This window comes from Sphingomonas aracearum (assembly GCF_003345355.1).
In the GTDB taxonomy this organism is placed as follows: Bacteria; Pseudomonadota; Alphaproteobacteria; order Sphingomonadales; family Sphingomonadaceae; genus Sphingomonas; species Sphingomonas aracearum.
In genome coordinates, this window is record NZ_QQNB01000006.1 from 38,427 (window position 1) to 59,929 (window position 21,503).

A 21,503-nucleotide genomic window follows, 5' to 3' on the forward strand; every position below is an offset into this window, starting at 1 on the left:
CGTACATTTCAACAAAAGATTGAGAGTCGCTTAATTTGTCTGTCCTGCTACAGGCGTCAGAAACCCGCGTCAGAATGTCTGGCCGGGATGACTCAACATGCACTTCGATAAGGGGTGTGGGAGCTGGTAGCTGCCGTGAGTGCCGGCGTGAATGGTGAATGAAGGCGTTCCCGTCTGTCCAAGCCGCCCCGTCCGTTTTCCTACCCAACCCTGCCCTTTGCCAAACGACCGCCAATCACCCACGGCCGATCGCACGACGGATCTGATCGCATACGTTCATCCCGTCCCGCTCCCGCTCGGCGAAGACGTACAGGCCGCCGCCGCTTCGCTCCCACAGCTCACCGGCGAGGCGCTTTTCGGCTGCGTCGCGGACGAGATGGCCGCCCTTATACTCGACGACCAGGAGGCGGCCGTCCGTCAGCCGCGCCACGAAGTCGGGGTAGGTGCGGCCCGTCGCCAGCGGCAGCCAGAAGGCGGCGGGATGGCTCGCGACGTTGCGGACCCAGACGTCCACCTCCGGCACCGCGTCGAGCTGCTTGGCGGCGCTGAGCTCCTCGCCGTCCTCGCCGCTGTCGAAAACAGGTACCGCGGGCAGGAAGTGCTTGGTGAAGCGATAGCTGCCCCGATAGGCGGGCACGCCATCAAACATGCCGTCAGCGAAGCGGAAGCCGTGCTCGACCGAGACGGTCGGCGCAGCGTCGGGGCCGAAGAGGCAGCTCTGATACGCCCGCTCACGAGCGGCCTGGCGAACGGCGGCGATGCGATCGCGCAGGCGCCGCGCGAGCAGGAAGCGGCAGCGCATCAGCGCGGCGAGCGGCAGATGGCGATCGCGGACCAGAAAACCGACCACATCGGCCAGCCACGCCAGCAGCTCGGCGGGGCGCACGTCATCCTGTCGCACCGCCTTCGCCAACAGCGCGACGAGCCCGCTCTCCGTCCAGCCCTCGACCGGCACGTCGAGCAGCAACTGGTCGCTGACGTCGCTGTGCGCCACGGTGAGCCGATCACCGTCGAGGTCGATCTGAAAGGCGTCGGCGGTTTCGGCCACGTCGAACTGGTCGCGGGTAAGCTGGTGACCGGCCTCGGCGAGCGACCAGTCGAAATACTCGGACAGGCGGTCCGTATCGGCGAACACCAGCTCGCCCTGCATCTGCGCCATCAGGCGGGGCACGACAAACGTCTGCCCAAGCTCGGCGGGCGCCGCTTCATGCGCGTGCTCGGCCTCATAGGCGGCGACCTGTTCGCGCACATGGGCGGCGGCGGGCGCGGGGAGCGCGGCATAGACCGCCGCCTTCTCCGCCTCGCGCAGGAAGCCGGTGATCCGGATCGCGCCATCCTCGACGCTGAGCCGATCGGGCGCGGCGGCCCTCACCGCCGCCAAAGTGCCTGCATCCGCCGCGACCTCGATCCGCGCGGACGGCAGCGGACGGGCGCGCGCGCCGAACAGCCCCTCTCCCAGCGTCGGCGCCGCTTCGATCGACGCTTCCGCCTCCTGCTCCTCGAATCCCATGTCGACCAGCCGGTCCTTCAGGGCCGTCGCGGCCTCCGCGAACGACTTGGACACGAGGTGCGCGTAGGCCTTGTTCAGCGCGGGCGCCTTGCGCCGCACGGCATAGGGCATGCGCAGCACGCGGCCGAGAAGCTGTTCGGCATCGGTCGCGCTGCGAATGTTGGCGACCGAACAGAAGACGTAGGCGAAGGAACAGTCCCAGCCCTCCTTCAGCGCCTCGACGGTGATGATGTAGTCGATCGGGCAGTCGGGCGAGAACAGGTCGATGCCGTCGAGACCGCGCTGGTCGCCGGTCGCGACCGCGATCTTGTCGGCGGGGATGTGGTGGACGGACCGGAGGTGCTCCAGCAGCACGTCGACGGTCACCTCGCGGCCCTTGTCCTCGGCCTGGAACAGCACCAGCGGGCGGATGTATCCGTCGCGATCGCGGCCCGCCTTCTCCGCCAGCTCGGCGCGGCGCGCGATCGCGCCGGTCACCGCACCCTCCCAGGTCTGGTGCTCATCCAGGCGGACGGGCAGCTTGATCATCTGCTCCGCCTTCAGCTCGGCGGCGCTGACCGCGTGGAGGATGTTGCTCTTGGGATGCGGGGTCGCGGTGAACTCGATGATGGCGGACGGGTTCACGCGCGCCTGCATCTCGCGCGACAGGCCGGTCACCGCCTTGTGCGCCTCATCCACGATCATCAGCGGGCGATGGAGGTGGAGCAGGTTGGCGAAGGAATAGCGTATGTCGTCCGGGTGGCCCCCTACCCGCTTTGCCACCTCGGCACCGAGCGGCTCCAGCCCCGAGATCCGCTTCGGCACGTTCGCGAACAACGGCTCCAGCGCCTCGTGGTGCGCATAGACCTTGCGCCCCTCTGTGTTCTCCACGCGCAGCGTCTGGATGGTGGCGACGAACACGCAAAGGTGCCGCGACAGGTCGGCCGCGGTCAGCCGGGTGAAATCGGCGATGTCGAACACGCGCACCGGCTCACCGAAGGCGGCAGCCAGCGCCTGACGATAGGGATGGCGCGGGTTGTTCAGCGCGTCCACGGTCTGCCGGCGGATCGTCGTGGTCGGCACCAGCCACAGCACCGGCGGATAGTCGCGCCCGATCCACGCATCGCGCGCGACCGCGACGCTGTGCGCGGCGAGCAGCGTCTTGCCGCCGCCGGTGGGCAGGCGCAGGCAGACATAGGGCATCCCCTCCTGTCCGAGCAGCGGCGTGTAGCGCCCGCCATAGCCGCGCAGCCGCCTGGCCTGGTCCGGCTCGGTCGTGATCGCCTCGTACGCGGCCTTGGGCTCGTGCGCCTGTGCCGCTTCGAAAAAGCGACGCAGCGTGTCGAGGGTCGCCTGCTGATAGGTCTTGAGCTGCATCAGCGGGCCTTCACGTCGTAGGGCGTCTGCTTGAAGATGACGCGCTCGGCGGTGAGCGTCGCGGGCGACAGCCGGCTCACCTCGCCATAGATGGTGACCGGGCCGGTGAAGCCCCCTGCCCCCTCCCGGATCAGCGCCAGCGTCGCGCGTGTCAGCACGTTGCCGCCCGCCGGACGCTTGTCACCGAGAATGCCATTGTAGAGCAGCGCGACCCCCTGCCCGTCATGGTGGCCCAGGAACGGCGTGGCGGCCGCTCCGGCGAATGGCGTCCCGGTCTCCGCGAACCAGACGTGCGCGGCGAGCGGGGCGAAGGCGATGCCGGCGGCGATCGTGCCATCGGCGTCGAACACCGCAGGGCCGAGCCGGTAGAAGTCGAACCCGCCCCCGCCCTGCCAGTCGACCGCCCGGCTGATGCCGCCGCCCTCACCCGCGATAACCTTGTTCAGCCGCGGCGCGCAATGAGTGACGGCATGGTCGCCCATCTCGATCCCGATCCAGCGCCGCCCCATCTTGTGCGCGACCGCCGCCGTGGTGCCGGAGCCGAGGAAGGAGTCGAGGACGAGGTCGCCGGGGTTGGTGGCAATGTGGAGGATGCGTTGCAGCAGGCGTTCGGGCTTGGGCGTGCCGAAACTTACGTCGGCGCCAAACAACGCGTTCGCCTCTTTCTTGCTCTCGTCAGTATGGCCGACCTCGCCATGTGGCCACCATGTCCAAGGCACCAATCCTTCGACCTCAGAAAGAAAACGGATGACGCTCGGCTGTGCGTTCCCGTCCTTGCCCCAGTAAATCCGCTTCGCCTCAACTAGCTTTTCGAACTCGGGTCGAATCATCGACCAGCAGCGACCTTCGGGAGGTGTATGCCGTCGACCATTCGGGGCGACAATCTCGTACATCTGGTTTGGGCGGTAGCCCTGCGCAGTCATCGGAAGCCCACGCCAACGCTTACTCGGGTCTGCTTCTTTGGCGTTGTCAGGATTGCGATAGATCTTGGCCTGATCCTCATCAAGCGGCAGCTTGTTGCGTTGCGCTTTGAAGCGCTCAGGTGATGGTGAATAGGCGAGCAGATACTCGTGAACGTCGCCGATCGCCTCTCGGTTTTCACGCGAGTAACGCTTTTGCCAAACAGGGCTTGCAATGAAAGATCCGCGTCCAAACACCTCGTCCATCACGATCTTGAGGTAATGCCCCTCATGATCGTCAATTGACACCCAGATGCTTCCATCCTCAGCGAGCAGTTCTTGGAGTAGTTCAAGCCGCGGATAGATCATCGCCAGCCACTGACTGTGCTCTAACGTGTCGTCATAATGGACAGAAACAGCCGACCGCGTATTGTAAGGCGGGTCGATGTAGATGCACTTCACCTGTCCGCGATAATAGGGCAGCAGGCTCTTGAGCGCCTCCAGATTGTCGCCTTGGATCAGCATGTTGCCGCTGCCGGGCGCGCCGGCGGAAAGCGCCGCGTCGCGCTCCAGCAGGCGGTACGGTACGGCATCCGCCGCCTTCACGTCGCGGTCGCGTGTCAGCCAGTGCAGGATCGGCATTGTGTCCCCTTCGCCCGCCTTCTTGCCGCCCTGAATGAAATCTGGCAAGTTCGTTGCTGAAAAGGTTCAAGGGGCTTTGTCTTGGCACATGATGGTGCAGTGCTGACGCAGATCGGCGACCTCGCCGAGGCTGGCGAGCGGATGATCGAACGCCTCCGGCGCAAAGCGTTTCTGCCCGAGAGCCGCAAGGGGCTCAACGTTCGCTTCGGCATCGCCGAGGCGGCACAGCTGCTCGGCTGCTCTACCAACCGCATCCGCATGGCGGAAGATGACGGGAGATTGCCCCCTGCCCCCGCCTCCGAGAGCGGGCGCCGGCTGGGCTACACGGTCGAGGAAATGCTGCGGATGCGCGAGGTGCTGGGCGCGTCCCCTGCCCGCGCCCCGCTCGACGTGCCGGCGATCATCGCGGTGCAGAACTTCAAGGGCGGCGTTGGCAAGTCGACCGTCACCACGCACCTAGCCCATTATTTCGCGGTGCAGGGCTATCGCGTGCTGGTGGTCGATTGCGACAGCCAGGCGACGACGACGACCCTGTTCGGCTTCAACCCACACTTCAACATTACGCGGGAAGAGACGCTCTACCCGTATCTCTCGATTGACCCAACCCAGGCGGACCTGCTCTACGCGGTAAAGCGGACGCCGTGGCCGAACGTGGACCTGATCCCGTCCAATCTCGAACTGTTCGACGTCGAATATGAGCTGGCGGCAGCGGGCAGCGATGGCGGATCAGTGCTGGCGGCGCGGTTTCGCAAGCTGAAGCGCGGTTTGTCCGACCTCGCGCGCGACTATGACATCGTTCTGCTCGATCCGCCCCCTGCCCTCGGCACGATTAGCCTGGCAGTGATGCAGGCGGCGAACGCGCTGCTGGTGCCGCTGGCGGCTACCACGCCGGATTTCTGCTCCACCGTGCAATTCCTGTCGATGATGGATCAGGTGCTGCACCAGCTGACGGGCGCCGGCATCGAGGTCGACTACCAGTTCGTCCGGCTGATCTGCTCCAAGTTCGATTGCAACGATCCCAGCCACGCAATGGTGCGCGCGATCATGGAGCAGAGCTTCGGCCCTGCCCTGCTCCCGGTGCCGATCCTCGAATCGGCCGAGATCAGCCATGCGGCGATGCGGATGATGACCGTCTACGAGCTGGAAAAGCCGATCGGCACGCCCAAGACGCACAAGCGCAGCCGCGCCAATCTGGACGAGGCGCTGCGGCAGGTGGAGCAGCTCGTGCGCCAAAGCTGGGGGCGTGTCGAACCGGCCAGCGAGGAGGCGGTGATCCATGCCGCGGCCTGACCTTTCCTATAACGCCATGTTCTACTTACGTTCTGCACGGGAGGTGCGGCATGGCGCGTAAGCAATCGGACTATCTGGCGGCGCTGCTCGCAGATGACGCGTCCGAACAAGGCAATGCCCCCTTCCCTGCCCCGGCGCGCGAGGCTCCCCCGGAACGCGCGCGCACGACCACGCTGCTCGGTCGCGAGTCCGCGCTGGCGCGTGTGGCGAGCGGCGAGGTGCGGCAGGTCACCCAACTGCTGCTCGATCCCGCGCGCGTGCGCATCTGGCCGGGCAACGCTCGCACGTACGCGCACCTCTCGGAGGAGAATTGCCGCGAGCTGATCGACTCGATCGTCGCCGAGGGCGGACAGAAGGTGCCGGCGGTGGTGCGGCGCGTCGACGGCGATCCGGATCACGATTTCGAGGTGATCGCCGGCACGCGGCGGCATTGGTCGATCAGCTGGCTGCGTTCGCACAGCTATCCCGACATGCAGTTCGTGGCGCAGGTCGCGCAGCTGGATGATGAGGCGGCTTTCCGGCTGGCGGATCTGGAAAACCGCGCGCGGGCCGACGTGTCCGACCTGGAGCGGGCCCGCAACTATCTCGACGCGCTGAAGGCGCATTACGGCAACCACCAGACGCGGATGGCCGAGCGGCTGAAGCTGTCCAAGGGCTGGCTGTCCAAGATGCTGAAGGTCGCCACGATCCCTGACGCGGTGATTGCCGCCTTCGCTTCGCCGGGCGACGTGCAGCTGAAGCCGGCCTATACACTCGCCCAGGCGCTAGACGACAAGGACATGGCCAAGGCGATCACCGCCATGGCGCGGCAGGTCGCCAAGGAACAGGCGGCACGTCGCGAGGCGGGCACCCCCCCCTCCCCCGCCACGGACGTGCTGCGGCGGCTGCTCGACGCGCCAAAGGCGTTGTCCGGTGACGAAAGGCCGGAGCCGTACCGCTACGCCACCAAGTACGGGCGCACCGCACTGACGGTACAGTCGGCTAACCGGCAAGGCGTGACGATCCGCCTCCACGCGGGCTCTGGCGCAGACACGGACGAGTTGATGACCGCCTTGCGCGATGCACTGGCCCACCTCGAGGCGACCGGGAAAGGACTCCAGCGCTGATGTTTCCCCGGGGAAACATGCAGGGGCGGAGCATCGGTTTTGTAAACCGCTGGTCGATGTTTCCCCGGGGAAACATCGCATGACCCGCGCGCGCCGGGAGGCCGTGTCCGAGCAGTTCGAGCTGTTCCTCCCCTATCTTGCCGACTTGCCGCTGCGCGACCAGCGCGAAATGATGGAGCGGCCTTTCTTCAGCCTCGCAAAGTCGAAGCGTGTGAAGCCGATCGACTACCGATCACCGGACGGCAAGCTGTGGGTCCACGTCTCGGCCAATCCCGACTACGGCATGGCGACGATCTGGGACGCGGACATCCTGATCTACTGTGCCTCGATGCTCGCCGACATGGCGCGCCGCGGCGTTAACGACGTGCCGCGCAAGCTCCACCTGATGCCCTACGACCTGCTGCGCGCGATTGGGCGGCAGCCGACGGGTCGCGCCTATGAGCTGCTCGGCCAGGCGCTCGACCGGCTGGTGTCGACCACGGTCAAGACAAATATCCGTGCCGAGAACCGCCGCGAGGCGACGTTCAGCTGGCTCGACGGCTGGACGCAGCTGGTCGACGAGAAGACCGAGCGCTCGCGTGGCATGACAATCGAATTGTCGAACTGGTTCTGGGAAGGCGTGATGATGACCGGCGGCGTGCTGTCGATCGACCGCGCCTATTTCGACATCACCGGCGGGCGCGAGCGCTGGCTGTACAAGGTCGCGCGCAAGCATGCGGGCGGCGCCGGCGAGGCGGGCTTCGCCATCTCGATGCCGACGCTGTTCGAGAAGTCGGGCGCCGAGGGCCAGTATCGCCGCTTCAAGTTCGAGATCGCCAAGATCGCCGAGCGCGACGAACTGCCCGGCTATGCGCTGACGATAGAGCAGCCCGATGGCAAGCGCGAGCCCGCGTTGCGGATGCGCCGGCGAAGCGAAGGCGAGACGAAGGCGGCGCCGTCAGCCAAGGCAGCGAAGACTGGCAAGGCACCCTCCCCCGCCCCGAAGCCCGATCCCGCTCTTGGGCCGACGGCCGAGCCCGGCGTCGATGCCGCCGCCCTGATCCGCCGCAGCGTGAAGAGCCTGTCGGGCCGCGCCACCTTCGGCGAGATCACCGACGCGACTCTGGCAACGCTGCGCGCCGAATGCCCCGGCTGGGACTATCAGACACTCCACGCTGACTTCCGCACCTGGATAGAGGCGGACGCAGGCCGGACCCCGGTGAGCTATCAGAACGCCTTCATCGGCTACGTGCGGCGCTTTGATGCTAAGAATCGGCATACGCTGCGGTAGAGAGATCACCTGCGATTCGTGGCCACCGAATAGGACGGCGTCGCCAGCGCGGGGTTCTGTGTCCGAACATCGAGCAGCAACGCGATCCTTTGGCAGACGCGGCACGGAGCTACAACTGGACGACGATTGTTGTAAAGGTCCGGGCAATGCCCGCGCTCGCCAACACTACGCGGCCGGGTAGCACATCCGGCTTCGCGCCGCTGCATCAGGTGGCGCATGGCGGTGGACCGTCATCCGTGGCGATGGCTCTGATCACGCGGGGCGCTTGGCGGAGCCTGCGCGAACTTTCACGCCGTCATCCGTGGCCGCGTCGGCGATCTGGAGGCGAAAAGCGGACTCCGCCTGCTACGACTGGCACCCATGCTAGAGACCTTCGGGGATCGATAGTTCCCGGAGTCCGAAATGTACGGTGGTTTCCGCTACAGCCTGGATTTGCAGGGCGCCGAACCGACCCTGGTGAGCGAGAGCTGTTGCCGCGTCGTGGAGGGATCCGAAGAGCGGCAAGAGGTCGACGTCCATTGCAGCAGACTGGTCCCGCAAAAGCCGCGTTCCACGGGCATCGAGATTATCCGCAAGGACGATAGCGTTCCGGATGTATCGCGTGGCGAGTGACTGATTCTTCCTACGGCATCGTGGCGCACCGCAGATTCGGACAATTTGAACGTCGCCGGCGCAACGCCATCGCAAACTGATTCAATGAGAGTGCTCATTTCCCACCCGTCCGTCGATCATCGATACTCCGGGAACGCTAATCGACACTCCCGGAACGGCGAAGCGATACATCGGGAACGCGAGCATCGATCCTTCAGGAACGCCGCAACGATACTCCGGGAACGCACCTTCGAAAGCGAATCGTGGAAAGTCGCTGACTTGAGCAGTTACAGCGGCACCCCTAACCTCTTAACCTCTCATTGAACCCTCTAACCCCGCGAGATACTTTTCTTTGAATTTTGGAGATTCAGAAAGGCAGGCTCTAGCGTCGCATTTCGTCCACAGTGCCGTGCGCTAGCGTAAATCGTCAGGACCGGGCAGCGACTTGCTCGATCGATCCAGGCCCCAGTCAGTGCAGTGACGCGGTGACGAAGGACGGGTGGGGTAATGTCGGCGTCTGCGACGAACCATGTCCATGCCTCGCTCCTCGTCGATCGCACCGGCACGACCTACCAAGCGGATGCCGGCTATTCAGTTGGTCGCTCGTCAACCCTCTTACCAACTGAAATCTCGAGAGCTTGCTTCAACAACATGACCGGATCGACCCCGATAGCCAATGCCACGGCAACATACTCGTCAACGCCAAGCAGGCGCTCGCCGGTTTCGTACCGCGACACGTAGGCCTGTTGCCAACTTAGCCGCCCAGCGAGATCGACCTGCCGCAGCTTGGCATCACGGCGTGCCTTTGTGAGCAGGTGCACGATGCGACAATGCAGGTCAGACGAAGCAGGAGAACGCATACCAGGCATCTACCATTTGCCTAGTATACGTAAAGCGTATATCATGCGTCTAGCTTTTTGCGAGCGTGATCCGATGGAAGACGACCGAATTGCTGAAAAGTGTGCATCGGCGGACAGGGAAGCTTCCATACCGGTGCTGGATCGCTTCGTCGCTCGCCTGGAGGTCAGCCGGACCTACCCGTGTCCGGTGGTCAGCATCCTAACCTTCTGGGCCGGGCTGATCGCGCTCACCGTCGTCGACAAGGTGACCGGAACGACGCCTGTGGTAGCGAGCCGCCTCTATGCGGTTGCATGGGCGCTGGTAGTAGGCCTGGAACTCGGCCGCGATGTTTGGGTCCAACGTCACCGCTACGCGTCACCTCGCTGGCTACAAGCTTTAGATTCGGCCGTGGGCCACGAGGTGACCGTCCATGCGCTGGCCGCGCTGATCAGGCAGCATGAGCACGAGTTGGATTACGTGGTCACCCGCTCCGATCTGAGATTCGAGGTTCAGGCAGAGCGAGCTCGACGAAGGGAAGCTGCACGGCGAGCGGAAGGGTTTCGCCTTGTCGAAGCACCGGTGATCGACGCCGCTCAGGTCGCGCGCGACGAGGAACGACGCCGTCGTGCTCGTGAGCGGCGTGCCGCTAGGCAGGGCAGGGCGCCTGCGTGACCGGCTCTAAGCCGGAAACGGTTGGAGATCTGGTCGGCCTTACGATCTCCGGCGGGATCGCGCACTTTCCCGGCCGGGCTGGCGAGCGAGTTCGCCACTTCGCCGATCTCGACCCGACACTGGTCGCCGAGCTGCTCACCGCGGCCGAGGCGAGTGACTTCTTCACCCGCCCGGTTCCGAATGGGACTGCGCCTGTCCGCCCTGACGCGCGCACGTACAGCATACGTCTCGTGCATGCCGACCACTCACGGGTGCTGACCGTCCCGAGCCGTTCGAAGCACCGGAGCTGGCGCAGCTGATCCGAACCGTGCGCCGCTGCCTGTCGGGCAGGCCGAGACACCACGCTTCGCATTTGCTCGGCGCTCCCGACGTGATAGCGTCCGTTCGCCGCCCGGTCAGTCCCGGCGGTGAGGCGTAGCAACCTCAAGACATAGCAGCCGGTCAGCAATTAGGTGTTGGCCGGGTGGCCGTCACGCATGTCCAGGGCTCCGCCTAAAGGTGGCGGCGCCTTGTGCTATGCAGGGTTGCTAACACCCGGCTCACGGGCCGGAGAACGCCTCCAGACGACGAGGAGGCGGTCATGGCAGGGCAGGGTGCGTTTCAGGCCTTCGCGGCGCTCACAGTGGCTCTGGCGGGCATGCCGGCCATGGCACAGCAGCCACCCGGCGTCGCCGACTTCCTCAGCACCATCGGCGGTGACACCGACATGAAGACCAGCGGGTCGCTGCGCACCCGCCCGTCGCCGCAGGTCTTCCCGCTGCTCGACGACGCCGAGGAGATCATCGGCTACCGCTTCTTCGCCGAGAAGATCACCGCCGACGGCTCGGCGACGGCCGTACGCGCCCGTGACGCCTTCGCGCATGAATGCGTCGCCAAGGGCGGTCGGATCGAGCCCGAAGACGGGGACGCAGCGCGCAGCTTCCGCGACCGCGCGCTCGGCCGCAGGCTGCCGCCCCGGGGCGAGTTCAAGCACTTCTGGTCCGGCATCTCGGCGGTTTGCTCGCGCGGGCCGGACCAGGTGCTCGGCGGCTTCGTCGCAATCACCTACGACACGACCGAAGTCGCGACCAAGGGCGACCTCGGCAGCCGGCTGATAAGCCACGTGTCGATGATCCCGACCCGTACTGCGGTCTACGCCTACCGCCCCGATCAGATACGGTCGGCGGCTTGGTTCCAACGCGCTCAGGACAGCTATGTCGCCGACCGCGAGGCCGAGCAGAAGCGCCGCGAGGCGTTCCGGCGTGACCTCGCGATCGGGACCGTCACCAACTGCGGCACCGTGATCCAGATCCGCGGGCCAATGGTTGAGATCGCGGTACCTCCGACCACGCTGACGCCCAACGGCCAGTCCACCTTCTGGTCGCGGCGCGACACGCTGGCGCCGACCTTCTCTACGCCTTGCACCTACGGACTCTGAGGAGCCGATCCGCTCGAATTGCATACGGTTTAACCCGCAACGGAGACCCGCCATGACCCTTGACCTGAGCGACTTCAATCCGAAGCCTTTGCCCTCCCGGGAGTACCCGCCCTATGCGTCGGCCGACCCTGCTACCGACCTGCGGCTGCTCTTTGCCGGCACCAAGTGGAGCGATCCCGGACACGGTGGTGACCCGACCAAAACCGAGGCGGGGGATTGGATGATCCGGGTCATGTTGGACCTGCCTTACCCCATGCTCGCAAGCCTCGAAGCGAAGGCCGGATCGCATAATGTAGGCGAGCTTATCCGGGCCGCTCTCGTGACCGCTGGACATGGCACCGGGTCGGACATTGTGGGTGTCAGGTCCGACCGCTACGCGACCCGCAACGAGCAGCGTGAGCGGCGCGGGATTTCCGCAGAAATAAGCGGCACGCGAGAGGGCGAATGACCCATCGACCCGGGAACGAACGGCTACGCTACCAAGCGGTTCTGAAGCCGCTGGAATGGGAGCAGCGGATGCGTGTCGACTACCGCGATGACGTGCTTCGGATCGTGGCTGTCCTGGCTGATGATGGCATCGCGATCAGTGAGGATGTCGCGTTCATGGCGTGGCATCGGTTCTCGGAAGAGGACCGGTGTGCTGGCTGGTATGGGCCCGGCGCCGACCAGGAGATTCGGCGCAACCTTATGCCGCATCCCGAGCTCAGACCGATCGCGGAACAGGATGGCGCTGCGAATGTCCATCGACCTCCCGCCATCCCGGATCACGGCCCGTCCAAAGGCGATGTCGAGCACCACTATACCAGGACGGCATTGGCGCTGATGCGCATGGCGCTGGCGTTGCTCGACCGGGCAGGACTCTTCCTTGCTGCGGCCCGTCTTCAGCATGCGATCGACACGCTCGCAAGCGACCCGGGAGGCGCTGCGAAGCAGCGTCATCCTGACCCCTCGACCGGTGCTGAACACGACCGGCACACGCATCAAAGCCGGATCGAGAACGGGGAGGGACCGGGCTCATGACGGACGCCATTACGCTCGGCATTTCGGGGTGGTTCACCCCGCATGGAACCCTTTACCATGAGGAGGGCCGCACGCTCGACGAGATCGCGCCGGAGGACTGGTCCAACCTCCTCGCCCATGCAGAGTCGATCAACTTCTTCACGCGAGCTGAGCCGGCACTGCCGGCGCCTGATGCCCGCATCTTCCACCTCACCATAACCGCCGGCGAGCGGTCACGCGAGCTGGCGATCAACGATCCGTTCGAGGCGTCGGAGCTTGCCTTGCTCATCCGGCTGACGCGCCGGGCCATGCGGGACCGACTGGTGCTGACGCCTGAAACGCTGAGCGAGGAGGCGTTCGAAGCCATACAGGCAAGCCTGCGCCAGGCGGGGCAAGACTGAGTCGGCTGGCCGGCTCATACGCCGGCCCAGGTGCCCCGCCGGAAACCGGTATGCGCCCGGATGAACCACATGATTCCGGCGATCAGCTTCCTAAACAGTACGGGTAGGGGCACACCCGATGCACCCTGACGGGGTGCGGAAAAGGGTAGATTCGCGTCGTTTGCACGGGTTGGTCCCATGCGGATACTGCGCTCGGACCGGCCGGTCCATTGTGGTCCACAGAGCAGTTAAGGCGCGGAAACGTGCAGTTTTCCCTTGCTCTGCTCTGCACTTCCTCCTTGCGCGCCCATCATGGGCAATGCACACTCGCTACCGGGGTAGAAAGGGGGTCCGCATGGCGCGCGTACCGATCACGGTGTACCTGCAACCCGACCAGCTCGCCGGCATCGAGCGCCGCGCGGGCCAGGTCGGCAAGACGCGCAGCGCCTGGGTGGCGGACACGCTGGTGCGCTCACTCGAGGACGAGCTGCTGCCGCTCGACGAGATCCTGCTCGACCAACTGACCAAGGTCCGTGCCGGCCTGGAGGTCGTCGCGGAGGCGCAGGTCGGGCGCGGCCCGGAGAGCAAGAAGGGACTGGCTGAGATGCGGCAGCGCCGGACCGACCTGGCAGCCCGGATGCTGGCCGAAGCGCGCGGGATGCTGCGGCGATGACCGATGCTGGCCGCAGGCGGATCGACGTTTCCAGTGACGTCCACAGCCGCTTGGACACCGAGTCCAAACGGCGCAACATTCCCATCCGTGATCTCGTCGAACAGGCGGTCACCACCATGTTCGACAGAGAGGCCCAAGCGGCCCTGTCGCTGCGGCAGCAACGCGAGCGCCGCCATGCCGATCGCATGGAGGAACAGACCGCCCAGATCGGTGAAGTCACCCGCCGCGTATCGGCCCTGATCGCCCAGCAAACGAGGGATCTGCCCGGCGCTTTGAACGCGGGTTTCGACGCGATCAAGGACACCATCCAGAAGACCGGTGGGACCGGACATCTCCGCGACATGATCGCCAAGTTCCAGACCGACTTCACGGTCATCTTCAAGGAAGCGCAGGGCACTCTCGCCGCCTCGGTCCGCGCTGTGACGGAGAGCGTAGAGAAGCAGGCGAAAGCCGTGGGAGAGCAGCTCGATCGGATCGAAAAGCGGCAGTCGGGCACGCGTGGAAAACTAGCTGTGGGTGCAGGATCTGGCATCGCGCTGCTTCTTCTCGTCGGGCTTCTGACACCGGACACGCCACCAACTCGTTGGCTCGCGACGCGGCTCGTCGGCGAAACCGATCCGGCCCGGGCAGCATGGACGCTGGCGGGCGATGGACGGGCCAGGGGATTGCTGATGGCGGAGACCAGGGGCCTCCTCTACGATGAGCCATTCCGCCAGCGGTACGCATCCTGCGTCGACAGGTCCAAGCGGGCCAAAGCCTCGTTCCCCTGCCGCATTATGTTCCCGCCCTTGCTCGACACGACGCCGTGACCGTTCGCCCAAACTCGATTGCGGGAGGCGGGGATGCGGCGAGCTATTACGCGGCCGATAACTACTACACCGGCGAGCAGGAGGGGCCGTCCGAATGGGGCGGGGGAGGGGCCGAGGAACTCGGTCTGTCCGGTTCCGTGGATGCCGGAACATTCGCCGAGGTGCTGGACGGCAAACTACCCAATGGGACGGTCATCGCGAGAGGGGGCAATGGCGAGCGAGCGCCGGGGTTCGAGCTGACGTTCAGCGCGCCGAAGTCGGTATCGCTGGTTGCCATGATCGGCCGCGATGAGCGTGTCATGCCGGCGTTTGCGGAAGCGATCCGGAACACCATGACGTGGGCGGAGGAGCGGTTCGGGGAGGTGCGGTCGGGCAAGGGCGGCGCGGTGATCGAACCCGGTCGCCTGGTCTACGCGATCTTCCACCATGACCTGAGCCGGAAGCTCGATCCGCAGGCACATGCCCATGTCGTCGTGGCGAACGCCGCGCAACGCGGTGACGGCCGCTGGGTCGCCCTCCACAATCCGGCGCTATGGAAGCACTCGAGCACCATCGGCGCCGTCTTCCATGCCGACTTCCGTGCCCGGTTGGAGCAGCTTGGCTATCGGACCGAGATCACCGGCAAGCACGGCCAATTCGAGATCAGCGGCATCCCGCGTGCCGCCATCGATGCGTTCAGCGCCCGGCGCGAGCAGATCCTCAGCCGGGCGGCGGAGCTCGGCGCCTCCGGCCCGAAGGCGATGGAAACCATCGCGGTCAGTACCCGCGACGCCAAACAGGCGGGCGATGCCACGGTTGCCCGCGCCATGTGGGCCGAGAAGGCCGAGGTCCATGGTGCCGCCATCTCAGCCGTCGTGGACGCCGCGCGCGGGATCGAGCGGCCGCGGTCCATACTCGATGCCGTGCGTGCCTGGGGTACAGCATTGCTCGAGCGCATCACCCATGCCTTCGGACCACGACCAGAACCGCTGCTCCACGGCACGGATGCGGTGCGCCGGAGCGCCGAACTGGCGAGCGGCTATGCGGTGGCGGCTGGTGTCCGGCACCTCGGCGAACGCGAAGCAAGCTTCACCTATTCGGACCTGCTGAAGAGCAGCCTAGATATGGCAGAGAAGGGTGCCACGGTGCGCGGTATCGAGGCGCGCATCGAGCGGCTGCGCGAGGCGGGTGTCATCATCTCCGGGCCGCGCGGCAGCCTGCACGCAGACCGGCTCACGACCCGCGATATGCTGGCGACGGAAAAGGCGCTGGTTGCGGCCGCGCATGGCGGGGTGGGGCAGGGGACACCCATCCTCGATGCCGCTTCGGTCGACAGCGCACTCGATCGCGCGGCCAACCGGCGCGAGGTCAAGCTATCCGCTGAACAGCGCGTTGCGGCGCACGCCATGCTGTCCGGTGCCAACCGCATCCAGGTCGTCCAAGGCGATGCCGGTACCGGCAAATCGTTCCTCTTCGAACTGGTACGGGAGGTTGGCGCGGAAGTAGGTGCGGGGATGCTGGTGCTGGTCCCGCAGAACAAGTTGATGGATGACCTGACCGGACGGGGGCTGGAGGTGCGCTCGCTCGCATCCGTGCTGAAGGAGCACGGCAGCCGGACCGGCCCGGCCAAGCCGAACGAGCAGCTGTCGGCGCTGATGAAGGGCAAGGTCGTGGTGATGGAGGAAGCGTCCATGGTGTCCTCGCGTCAGCTTGCCGGGTTGTTCGAGGTCGCCCGGAACGGCGAGGCCGCCAAGCTGGTGCTGGTCGGCGACGTGAAGCAGATACCCGCGGTAGAGGCCGGGCGGCCGTTCGCGCTGCTGCAGGAGGCGGGCGCTCCTACGGTGCGGCTTACCGAGAACCGGCGCCAACAGACCGATGTGCTCCGTGACGCCGCCTCCCTGGCACGCGAGGGCAGGGTCGCTGCCGCCTTCGAACGGCTCGGGGACAAGGTCCAGCAGAGCCCCCATCCGGCGGGAGCGGCCGTCGTCGAGTATCTGAAGCTTTCGCCCGAGGAACGCGACCGCACCGCCTTGCTTACTTCGGGGCACGTGCTGCGCGAGGCTGTACTGGAAACGGTCAGGGCCGAGCTGCTGGCGCAAGGCAAGCTGGGCGCTGACGCTTTGAGTCTGCGCAGCTGGGACACGCTGAACCTGACCCGTGAGGAGCTGCGCCAGGTCCGACATTGGGCGGAAGGCATGCGGCTCGACATCTACCGCCATCAGGCCGGGCTTGTGCCAGGCTCCTATGAGGTTGGCTTGATCGATCGGGCGAGCGGCATGCTCGAGCTCGCTCGTGAAGGCCGCGCGCAGCTGTTCGACCCCAGGAGCCTCCGATCGGGAGGGGAGGGGGCCGCGCTCTCCGTTCCCGGCGAGATCGACGTCCGCGAGGGTGACCGCCTGGTCTTCACGGCCAGCGACCTGAAGCGCGGGATGTCTAATGGTGCCGCAGTGACCCTTACTGCGATCGATGGCGACACGCTCCACCTCTCCGGCCGTGACCGGAATCATGTGATCGGGCCTGACGACCCGATGCGCGAGCGGCTGGGCCATGGCGCCGTGCTCAACATACATCGCGCGCAGGGAGTTACGGTCGACCGGGCGATCACGGTCATGGACAGCCGCGACAGGTTGCTCAACAGCGAAAGCCTCTACTACGTGCTCCAGACCCGCGCGCGCGAAGACGTGTCGCTGCACACCGACGACAAGAAAGCGCTCGCCATCGCGATCGAAACGCATCGGGGCGACGTTCCGCACGCGAGCGATGTGGCACCCGAGCTCTCGTTGTCCGGTAGGGAGCGATTCGATCCGGCCACGGGCGAGCTGCCCCGACTAGACGATCCTGGCGCGAGCGATCGCCGCCAACTGGAGGCGATGAGTGCCGCCCTCCGATCCATCGGCAGCGAGCCTGCCAAGCCGGTGGCGGAGGCTGTTCGGCAGGCACCGACTTCGGTCAGAGAGCTGGTGAAGGAGCCGGAAATCGAGATCGACCACGATTACGACTTCGACATGTGAAGGTCTGCGTTGCGATTACAGGGCGGCGAATCAGCTTTGATCCCCTCGATGCAAACTAGAAATGTCGGCCCCCCAACCGGACATTGTAGCGGACCGGAATTACGTACATAGAACATCGTCAGTGAGGTAAGCAGGTGTTTCAGAGGCTGCAGGATATGGCCAACGAACCGGACTTCCAGGCGGTCGCCGACCGGGGCGAGGGTATCGGTGCCATGCAGCCCATGAAGATAGGGGAGGGCGGGTCACGGTACCGTGACGCCGTCGATCTCGCACTCGAGCTGACCGCCAAATCTGCCGCGTTTCGCAGCAGCCTGCCGCCCGCCATGCGGACGGGGCTCGCCGACCTCGTTCGGGCGATGAACTGCTACTACAGCAACCTGATCGAGGGACACGACACGCATCCCGTCGACATAGAGCGCGCCTTGAAGAACGACTTCAGCGCCGACCCGGCCAAGCGCGACCTCCAGTTGGAAGCGACTGCGCACGTCGCGGTCCAGGGCTGGATCGACGCGGGAGGGCTGGCGGGCCGGGCGACGAGCGTGGAGGGCCTACGTGAGGTCCATCGGCGCTTCTGCGAGCATTTGCCTCAGTCGATGCTCTGGATTGAGCCGGTCGAGGGCGGCGAGCGCGTTCTGGTCGAGCCCGGTGCCCTGCGGACCCGCGATGTCCGGGTCGGGCAGCACATTGCGATCAGCCCCGGGGCGGTGCCGCGCTTTCTCGAGCACTTCGCCTGGGCGTATCAGAAGCGCGGCGCGACGGACGCCATCGTATCTCTCGCGGCCGCGCATCACCGGTTCGCCTGGATTCACCCTTTTCTCGACGGCAACGGGCGGGTCGCCCGCCTCATGTCGCACGCCATGCTGCTCGACGCGCTCGACACGGGCGGCGTGTGGTCCATCGCGCGCGGCCTCGGCCGCAACGTGCAGGCCTATAAGCGGCACCTTGCCGCCTGCGACCTACCCCGCCGCAACGACCTTGATGGGCGGGGCTCGCTAAGCGAGGAGGAGCTGGCGAGCTTCACGACCTTCTTCTTGAAGACCTGCATCGACCAAGTCGACTTCATGGCCGGCTTGGTCGAGCCCGACCAGCTGCGCAGTCGCATCCGGCGCTGGGCGGCCGAAGAGACGGACGGGGGAAGGCTGCCGGCCAAGGCCATCCAGGTAATTGACGCAGCGCTGTACCGAGGCGAGCTCCCGCGCGGCGAGGTAGAGAGTATCGTCGGCACTGGCGAACGCCAAGCGCGCCGGGTTACCTCCGCGCTGACGAGTCTCGGCGTGCTGACGGCCGACAGTTCCCGGGCGCCCCTGCAGATCGCCTTTCCTGCCACGCTGGCGGGGCGCTGGATGCCGGGACTGTTCCCAGAAGCGCGTAGCGGCTTGCGTCAGCCGCTGGAATCATCAGCGGTGCGACACGGGGCGGCCAATGGTAAGGTGTCGTGACCGCGATGATGCGGATCAACTCGACGGAGGCAACCTTCCCGTTCTTCAGCCGCAACGACTTTCAGGGTCAGCCCAGCAGCCGTGTTTACCGACCCTACAAGGCATTCGAGATCATCCTCGACCGTGTTCTCGGCGAACGGGTGAGAGCGGATGGCGCGTGCGCTGTCGACCTCTGGTGTGCGCTCGCCAACATTCGTTGGTCCGGTCCAGATGGCATGGACGTCTCCTACGGCTTCAGGCGGGCCGGCGAGGTGGTGTCCTGGGTGCGCGAGGAGGGAGACTATCTCACCTGGTATTGCAGCGGCGAGCCAGGGCACGTTGCCACTTGGATCGACAGAGCGCTCGCGGTAGCGGGATGGTCGTGGAGGCGGTTGGAACCGGACGCCGCGGACACCGGCGAGAGGGCCGACGACAGTTAGCGCTTGGCGTAGAGTTCGGGCTGCCGCTCCACGACAGAACGGCGGACCGCGCGCAGCCGAATGGCTTCCGGTCGAGCGAAAACGGGTACTGATTGCGTGTAGGCCGATCAGGAGTGTGGACGCCCACAAGTAGATAGTTTGGAAATGCCAATCGTGACACTTTGCCCAGCGGCAAAGTGTCGCAGCCGACAGAAACGCCGCCGGCCGAACCGGAAGGGATTCACACGATTCCCGTTTCGTGCTTCTCCTGTTCCCATGATTCAAGGTGACTTGTTCTCCGCATCCCCGGTGGCCCCGCCGAAGATTTCGTCCCAGACGCCCTTAGTCGAGGGTCTGCCGTCGATCATCGATGTTATCGCGCAGGTGTCGACCCGGCCGCGCTACGCCTTCATGGTCTTGAACCTGATCGCGCGCGCGGCAGGGCAGGGGGGCAAGGCAGGACCCTACGTCCTCCGGCAGGGGCAGGCCGTTCGGCTGCGCGACTGGTTGTGCGACTCCCTCGCTCCCATGGCAGCCCGCGATCATAAGCGGGCAGCGCTGGCCGAGCAGGTGAGGGTGGAACTGGCAGGGCAGGAGCAGCTGCCAGGAGACCCTGACGCAGCGTCACGACTGGTGGACCAAGTGGTGCTGGAGCGGGTGCGCCGCTCCGGCCGGTGTAATGTCAGCCGGGCGGTGTCCGAGCTGGTCCGGGCAGGGCTGGTCCGGCGCCACTATGAGGGCTGGCGAGTAGATCACCACAATCGAGGCGCCCGGCGCGAGGCGGTGTACACGTTATTGCCCGATACGATGCGCGCACTAGGCAAGGCGTAGAGCTAAATCCGCGCTGGTCATGACAACCCCCAGTCTGCTGGATCAGGGTCGCATGGCAATTTGACGCTCTTGAGCTTGCCCGTGAGCTAGGCTTACTGTCGCGAGACCCGCCGGCAGGAATTGCTTGCCAGTCCAGAAGCCGCTCGAGTGTACGCTCTCGGCGGCCCCTGCTTATGATTTAAGAAGCGCTGTGATCTCAACCATCCAGCGCGGCGAGATCAGGCTGTTACGGATCAGCTCGGTGGCGCTGGACGGGATCAGCGGGGGAGTCGTGCGCGATCCGAGAACCGGGGCAATGCTCGGCCTTGGTGACGAGCGGTCTGAGCGTCGGCGAAGTCAGCCTGCCGATCACCTAAGTAAGTCCAAGCGAGGTGCTCCGACCCTTTGCCGATGCACTCAGCTTCGACGTCGCGACGGGAACGATGGCGCTAGTCGGGCCGGTGCCATCGACGCCGCTTGCGCGGCGGAAAGGGGAGGCGCATATCACTGTCATGGCTACCCGGTCCGATACGATCACCACCAAGGGCAGCAAGCCCGGCGTGCTCGGGCGTAGCGCAGCGACGGGCCGTTACGTTCTGGCGCCGGTGGCGACCAAGAAGGCGACCGTCTCCGACCAGCGTATTGCCGCGGCAGTGAAGAGCGTTCTGGCCAAGAAGAAGTAGCTTGCCGGCCGTCCAGACGTCGACAGACGACGTCTTCATCAATTGCCCATTCGACGATGCCTTCGCGCCGACGTTCCGGGCACTGATCTTTGCGACCCTCGTCTGCGGCTTTCGCCCGCGCTCGGCGCGCGAGCTGGATGAGGGTGGCCAAACCCGGATCGACAAGATCTTCGCGCTGATCGAGCAGTGCCGCTACGGCATCCATGACCTGTCACGCACCGAGCTGGACGCGGGCAACAACCTGCCGCGCTTCAACATGCCGTTGGAACTCGGGCTGTTCCTTGGCGCCAAGCGCTACGGCGGCAAACATCAGAAGGCCAAGCGTGTCCTGATCCTCGACGTGGAGCAGTTCCGCTACCAGCGTTTCATCTCCGATCTGGCCGGCATGGACATCCATGAGCATGGCGGCGACCCGACTCGAGCACTTCGCGAGGCGCGTGATTGGCTTGCCAACGTGTCGCGTCGCGAGCTGCCGAGCGCCGACCGCGCGCAGCGCGTCTATGAGGCGGTTCTGGCCGACTTGCCCGATCTGGCGGCCGTGCTAGAGTTCCACCCAGATCGGATTCCGTATGTCGATTTCGAGCGGGTCGTCGGGCGATGGCTGATCGAAGCGCCGGCCGCGATCGGGGCGGCGTAAGACACCTCAAAAGCCGTTACGCTCTGTTCCCGCTGATTAGAAAAGACACATTCTGCCCCAAATAGAAATGACACACGGCTGGTAGCAGCGGG

General features: G+C 65.6%; 21 protein-coding genes. 18 read left to right on the plus strand and 3 right to left on the minus strand.

What is annotated here, in order from left to right:
* Positions 1-235 precede the first annotated feature (235 nt).
* Both DVW87_RS17410 and DVW87_RS17415 read right to left on the minus strand, forming a co-directional pair.
* Positions 236-2,866, minus strand: coding sequence for a DEAD/DEAH box helicase family protein (locus DVW87_RS17410; protein WP_114689041.1), 2,631 nt, complete (start codon positions 2,864-2,866; stop codon positions 236-238).
* Complete coding sequence (locus DVW87_RS17415) at positions 2,866-4,455, minus strand: site-specific DNA-methyltransferase (RefSeq protein WP_239017991.1); 1,590 nt, start codon at positions 4,453-4,455, stop codon at positions 2,866-2,868. Before DVW87_RS17415 ends, DVW87_RS17410 begins: the two co-directional genes overlap by 1 nt.
* Before the next feature lie 93 nt (positions 4,456-4,548).
* On the opposite strand from DVW87_RS17415, the gene DVW87_RS17420 reads away from it, so the two are divergent.
* The 4 genes from DVW87_RS17420 (at position 4,549) to DVW87_RS17435 (ending at position 8,685) form a co-directional block, all read left to right on the plus strand.
* Complete coding sequence (locus DVW87_RS17420) at positions 4,549-5,697, plus strand: AAA family ATPase (RefSeq protein ID WP_114689058.1); 1,149 nt, start codon at positions 4,549-4,551, stop codon at positions 5,695-5,697.
* Between the two features lie 50 nt (positions 5,698-5,747).
* Entirely contained in the window at positions 5,748-6,803 is a 1,056-nt protein-coding gene (locus DVW87_RS17425) for a ParB/RepB/Spo0J family partition protein (RefSeq protein ID WP_114689043.1), read from the plus strand.
* A 79-nt stretch (positions 6,804-6,882) separates the two neighbouring features.
* Positions 6,883-8,073, plus strand: a complete 1,191-nt coding sequence (locus tag DVW87_RS17430) for a replication initiator protein A (protein WP_114689044.1) — start codon at positions 6,883-6,885, stop codon at positions 8,071-8,073.
* Between the two features lie 402 nt (positions 8,074-8,475).
* Positions 8,476-8,685: a hypothetical protein gene (locus tag DVW87_RS17435; RefSeq protein ID WP_114689045.1), complete on the plus strand. Its 210-nt coding sequence runs from the start codon at positions 8,476-8,478 to the stop codon at positions 8,683-8,685.
* Positions 8,686-9,251: 566 nt separating this feature from the next.
* On the opposite strand, the gene DVW87_RS17440 is transcribed toward DVW87_RS17435, so the two are convergent.
* Positions 9,252-9,533: a helix-turn-helix domain-containing protein gene (locus DVW87_RS17440; RefSeq protein ID WP_066652225.1), complete on the minus strand. Its 282-nt coding sequence runs from the start codon at positions 9,531-9,533 to the stop codon at positions 9,252-9,254.
* Between the two features lie 64 nt (positions 9,534-9,597).
* On the opposite strand from DVW87_RS17440, the gene DVW87_RS17445 reads away from it, so the two are divergent.
* The 14 genes from DVW87_RS17445 (at position 9,598) to DVW87_RS17505 (ending at position 21,411) form a co-directional block, all read left to right on the plus strand.
* Positions 9,598-10,176, plus strand: a complete 579-nt coding sequence (locus DVW87_RS17445) for a hypothetical protein (RefSeq protein WP_114689046.1) — start codon at positions 9,598-9,600, stop codon at positions 10,174-10,176.
* Positions 10,173-10,475, plus strand: a complete 303-nt coding sequence (locus DVW87_RS17885; RefSeq protein ID WP_147276300.1) for a protealysin inhibitor emfourin — start codon at positions 10,173-10,175, stop codon at positions 10,473-10,475. The genes DVW87_RS17445 and DVW87_RS17885 overlap by 4 nt, the downstream gene beginning before the upstream one ends.
* A gap of 281 nt (positions 10,476-10,756) precedes the next feature.
* The gene (locus DVW87_RS17450; RefSeq protein WP_147276301.1) at positions 10,757-11,593 is read left to right on the plus strand and encodes a hypothetical protein; all 837 of its coding nucleotides are present in this window, start codon (positions 10,757-10,759) and stop codon (positions 11,591-11,593) included.
* A gap of 52 nt (positions 11,594-11,645) precedes the next feature.
* Positions 11,646-12,041, plus strand: coding sequence for a hypothetical protein (locus DVW87_RS17455; RefSeq protein WP_114689048.1), 396 nt, complete (start codon positions 11,646-11,648; stop codon positions 12,039-12,041).
* Positions 12,038-12,613 (plus strand): hypothetical protein, encoded by a 576-nt coding sequence (locus tag DVW87_RS17890; protein WP_147276302.1) that lies wholly within the window; start codon positions 12,038-12,040, stop codon positions 12,611-12,613. The genes DVW87_RS17455 and DVW87_RS17890 overlap by 4 nt, the downstream gene beginning before the upstream one ends.
* Positions 12,610-12,993, plus strand: coding sequence for a hypothetical protein (locus DVW87_RS17465; RefSeq protein WP_114689050.1), 384 nt, complete (start codon positions 12,610-12,612; stop codon positions 12,991-12,993). Before DVW87_RS17890 ends, DVW87_RS17465 begins: the two co-directional genes overlap by 4 nt.
* A 334-nt stretch (positions 12,994-13,327) precedes the next feature.
* Positions 13,328-13,645 carry a hypothetical protein gene (locus DVW87_RS17470; protein ID WP_114689051.1) on the plus strand — a complete coding sequence of 106 codons (318 nt, stop codon included), beginning with the start codon at positions 13,328-13,330 and terminating at the stop codon, positions 13,643-13,645.
* Positions 13,642-14,454: a hypothetical protein gene (locus tag DVW87_RS17475; RefSeq protein ID WP_114689052.1), complete on the plus strand. Its 813-nt coding sequence runs from the start codon at positions 13,642-13,644 to the stop codon at positions 14,452-14,454. The genes DVW87_RS17470 and DVW87_RS17475 overlap by 4 nt, the downstream gene beginning before the upstream one ends.
* Positions 14,451-17,444 (plus strand): MobF family relaxase, encoded by a 2,994-nt coding sequence (mobF, locus tag DVW87_RS17480; protein ID WP_114689053.1) that lies wholly within the window; start codon positions 14,451-14,453, stop codon positions 17,442-17,444. The genes DVW87_RS17475 and mobF overlap by 4 nt, the downstream gene beginning before the upstream one ends.
* A gap of 155 nt (positions 17,445-17,599) precedes the next feature.
* The gene (locus DVW87_RS17485; protein ID WP_239017992.1) at positions 17,600-18,883 is read left to right on the plus strand and encodes a Fic family protein; all 1,284 of its coding nucleotides are present in this window, start codon (positions 17,600-17,602) and stop codon (positions 18,881-18,883) included.
* Positions 18,880-19,302: a hypothetical protein gene (locus DVW87_RS17490; RefSeq protein ID WP_020486653.1), complete on the plus strand. Its 423-nt coding sequence runs from the start codon at positions 18,880-18,882 to the stop codon at positions 19,300-19,302. Before DVW87_RS17485 ends, DVW87_RS17490 begins: the two co-directional genes overlap by 4 nt.
* A 255-nt stretch (positions 19,303-19,557) precedes the next feature.
* Complete coding sequence (locus DVW87_RS17495) at positions 19,558-20,112, plus strand: hypothetical protein (RefSeq protein ID WP_114689054.1); 555 nt, start codon at positions 19,558-19,560, stop codon at positions 20,110-20,112.
* 491 nt (positions 20,113-20,603) lie between these two features.
* Positions 20,604-20,774: a hypothetical protein gene (locus tag DVW87_RS17500; protein ID WP_225883565.1), complete on the plus strand. Its 171-nt coding sequence runs from the start codon at positions 20,604-20,606 to the stop codon at positions 20,772-20,774.
* A 1-nt stretch (position 20,775) separates the two neighbouring features.
* A complete protein-coding gene (locus tag DVW87_RS17505) occupies positions 20,776-21,411 on the plus strand; it encodes a hypothetical protein (protein ID WP_114689056.1) in 636 nt (211 codons plus the stop codon).
* Positions 21,412-21,503: the final 92 nt, after the last annotated feature.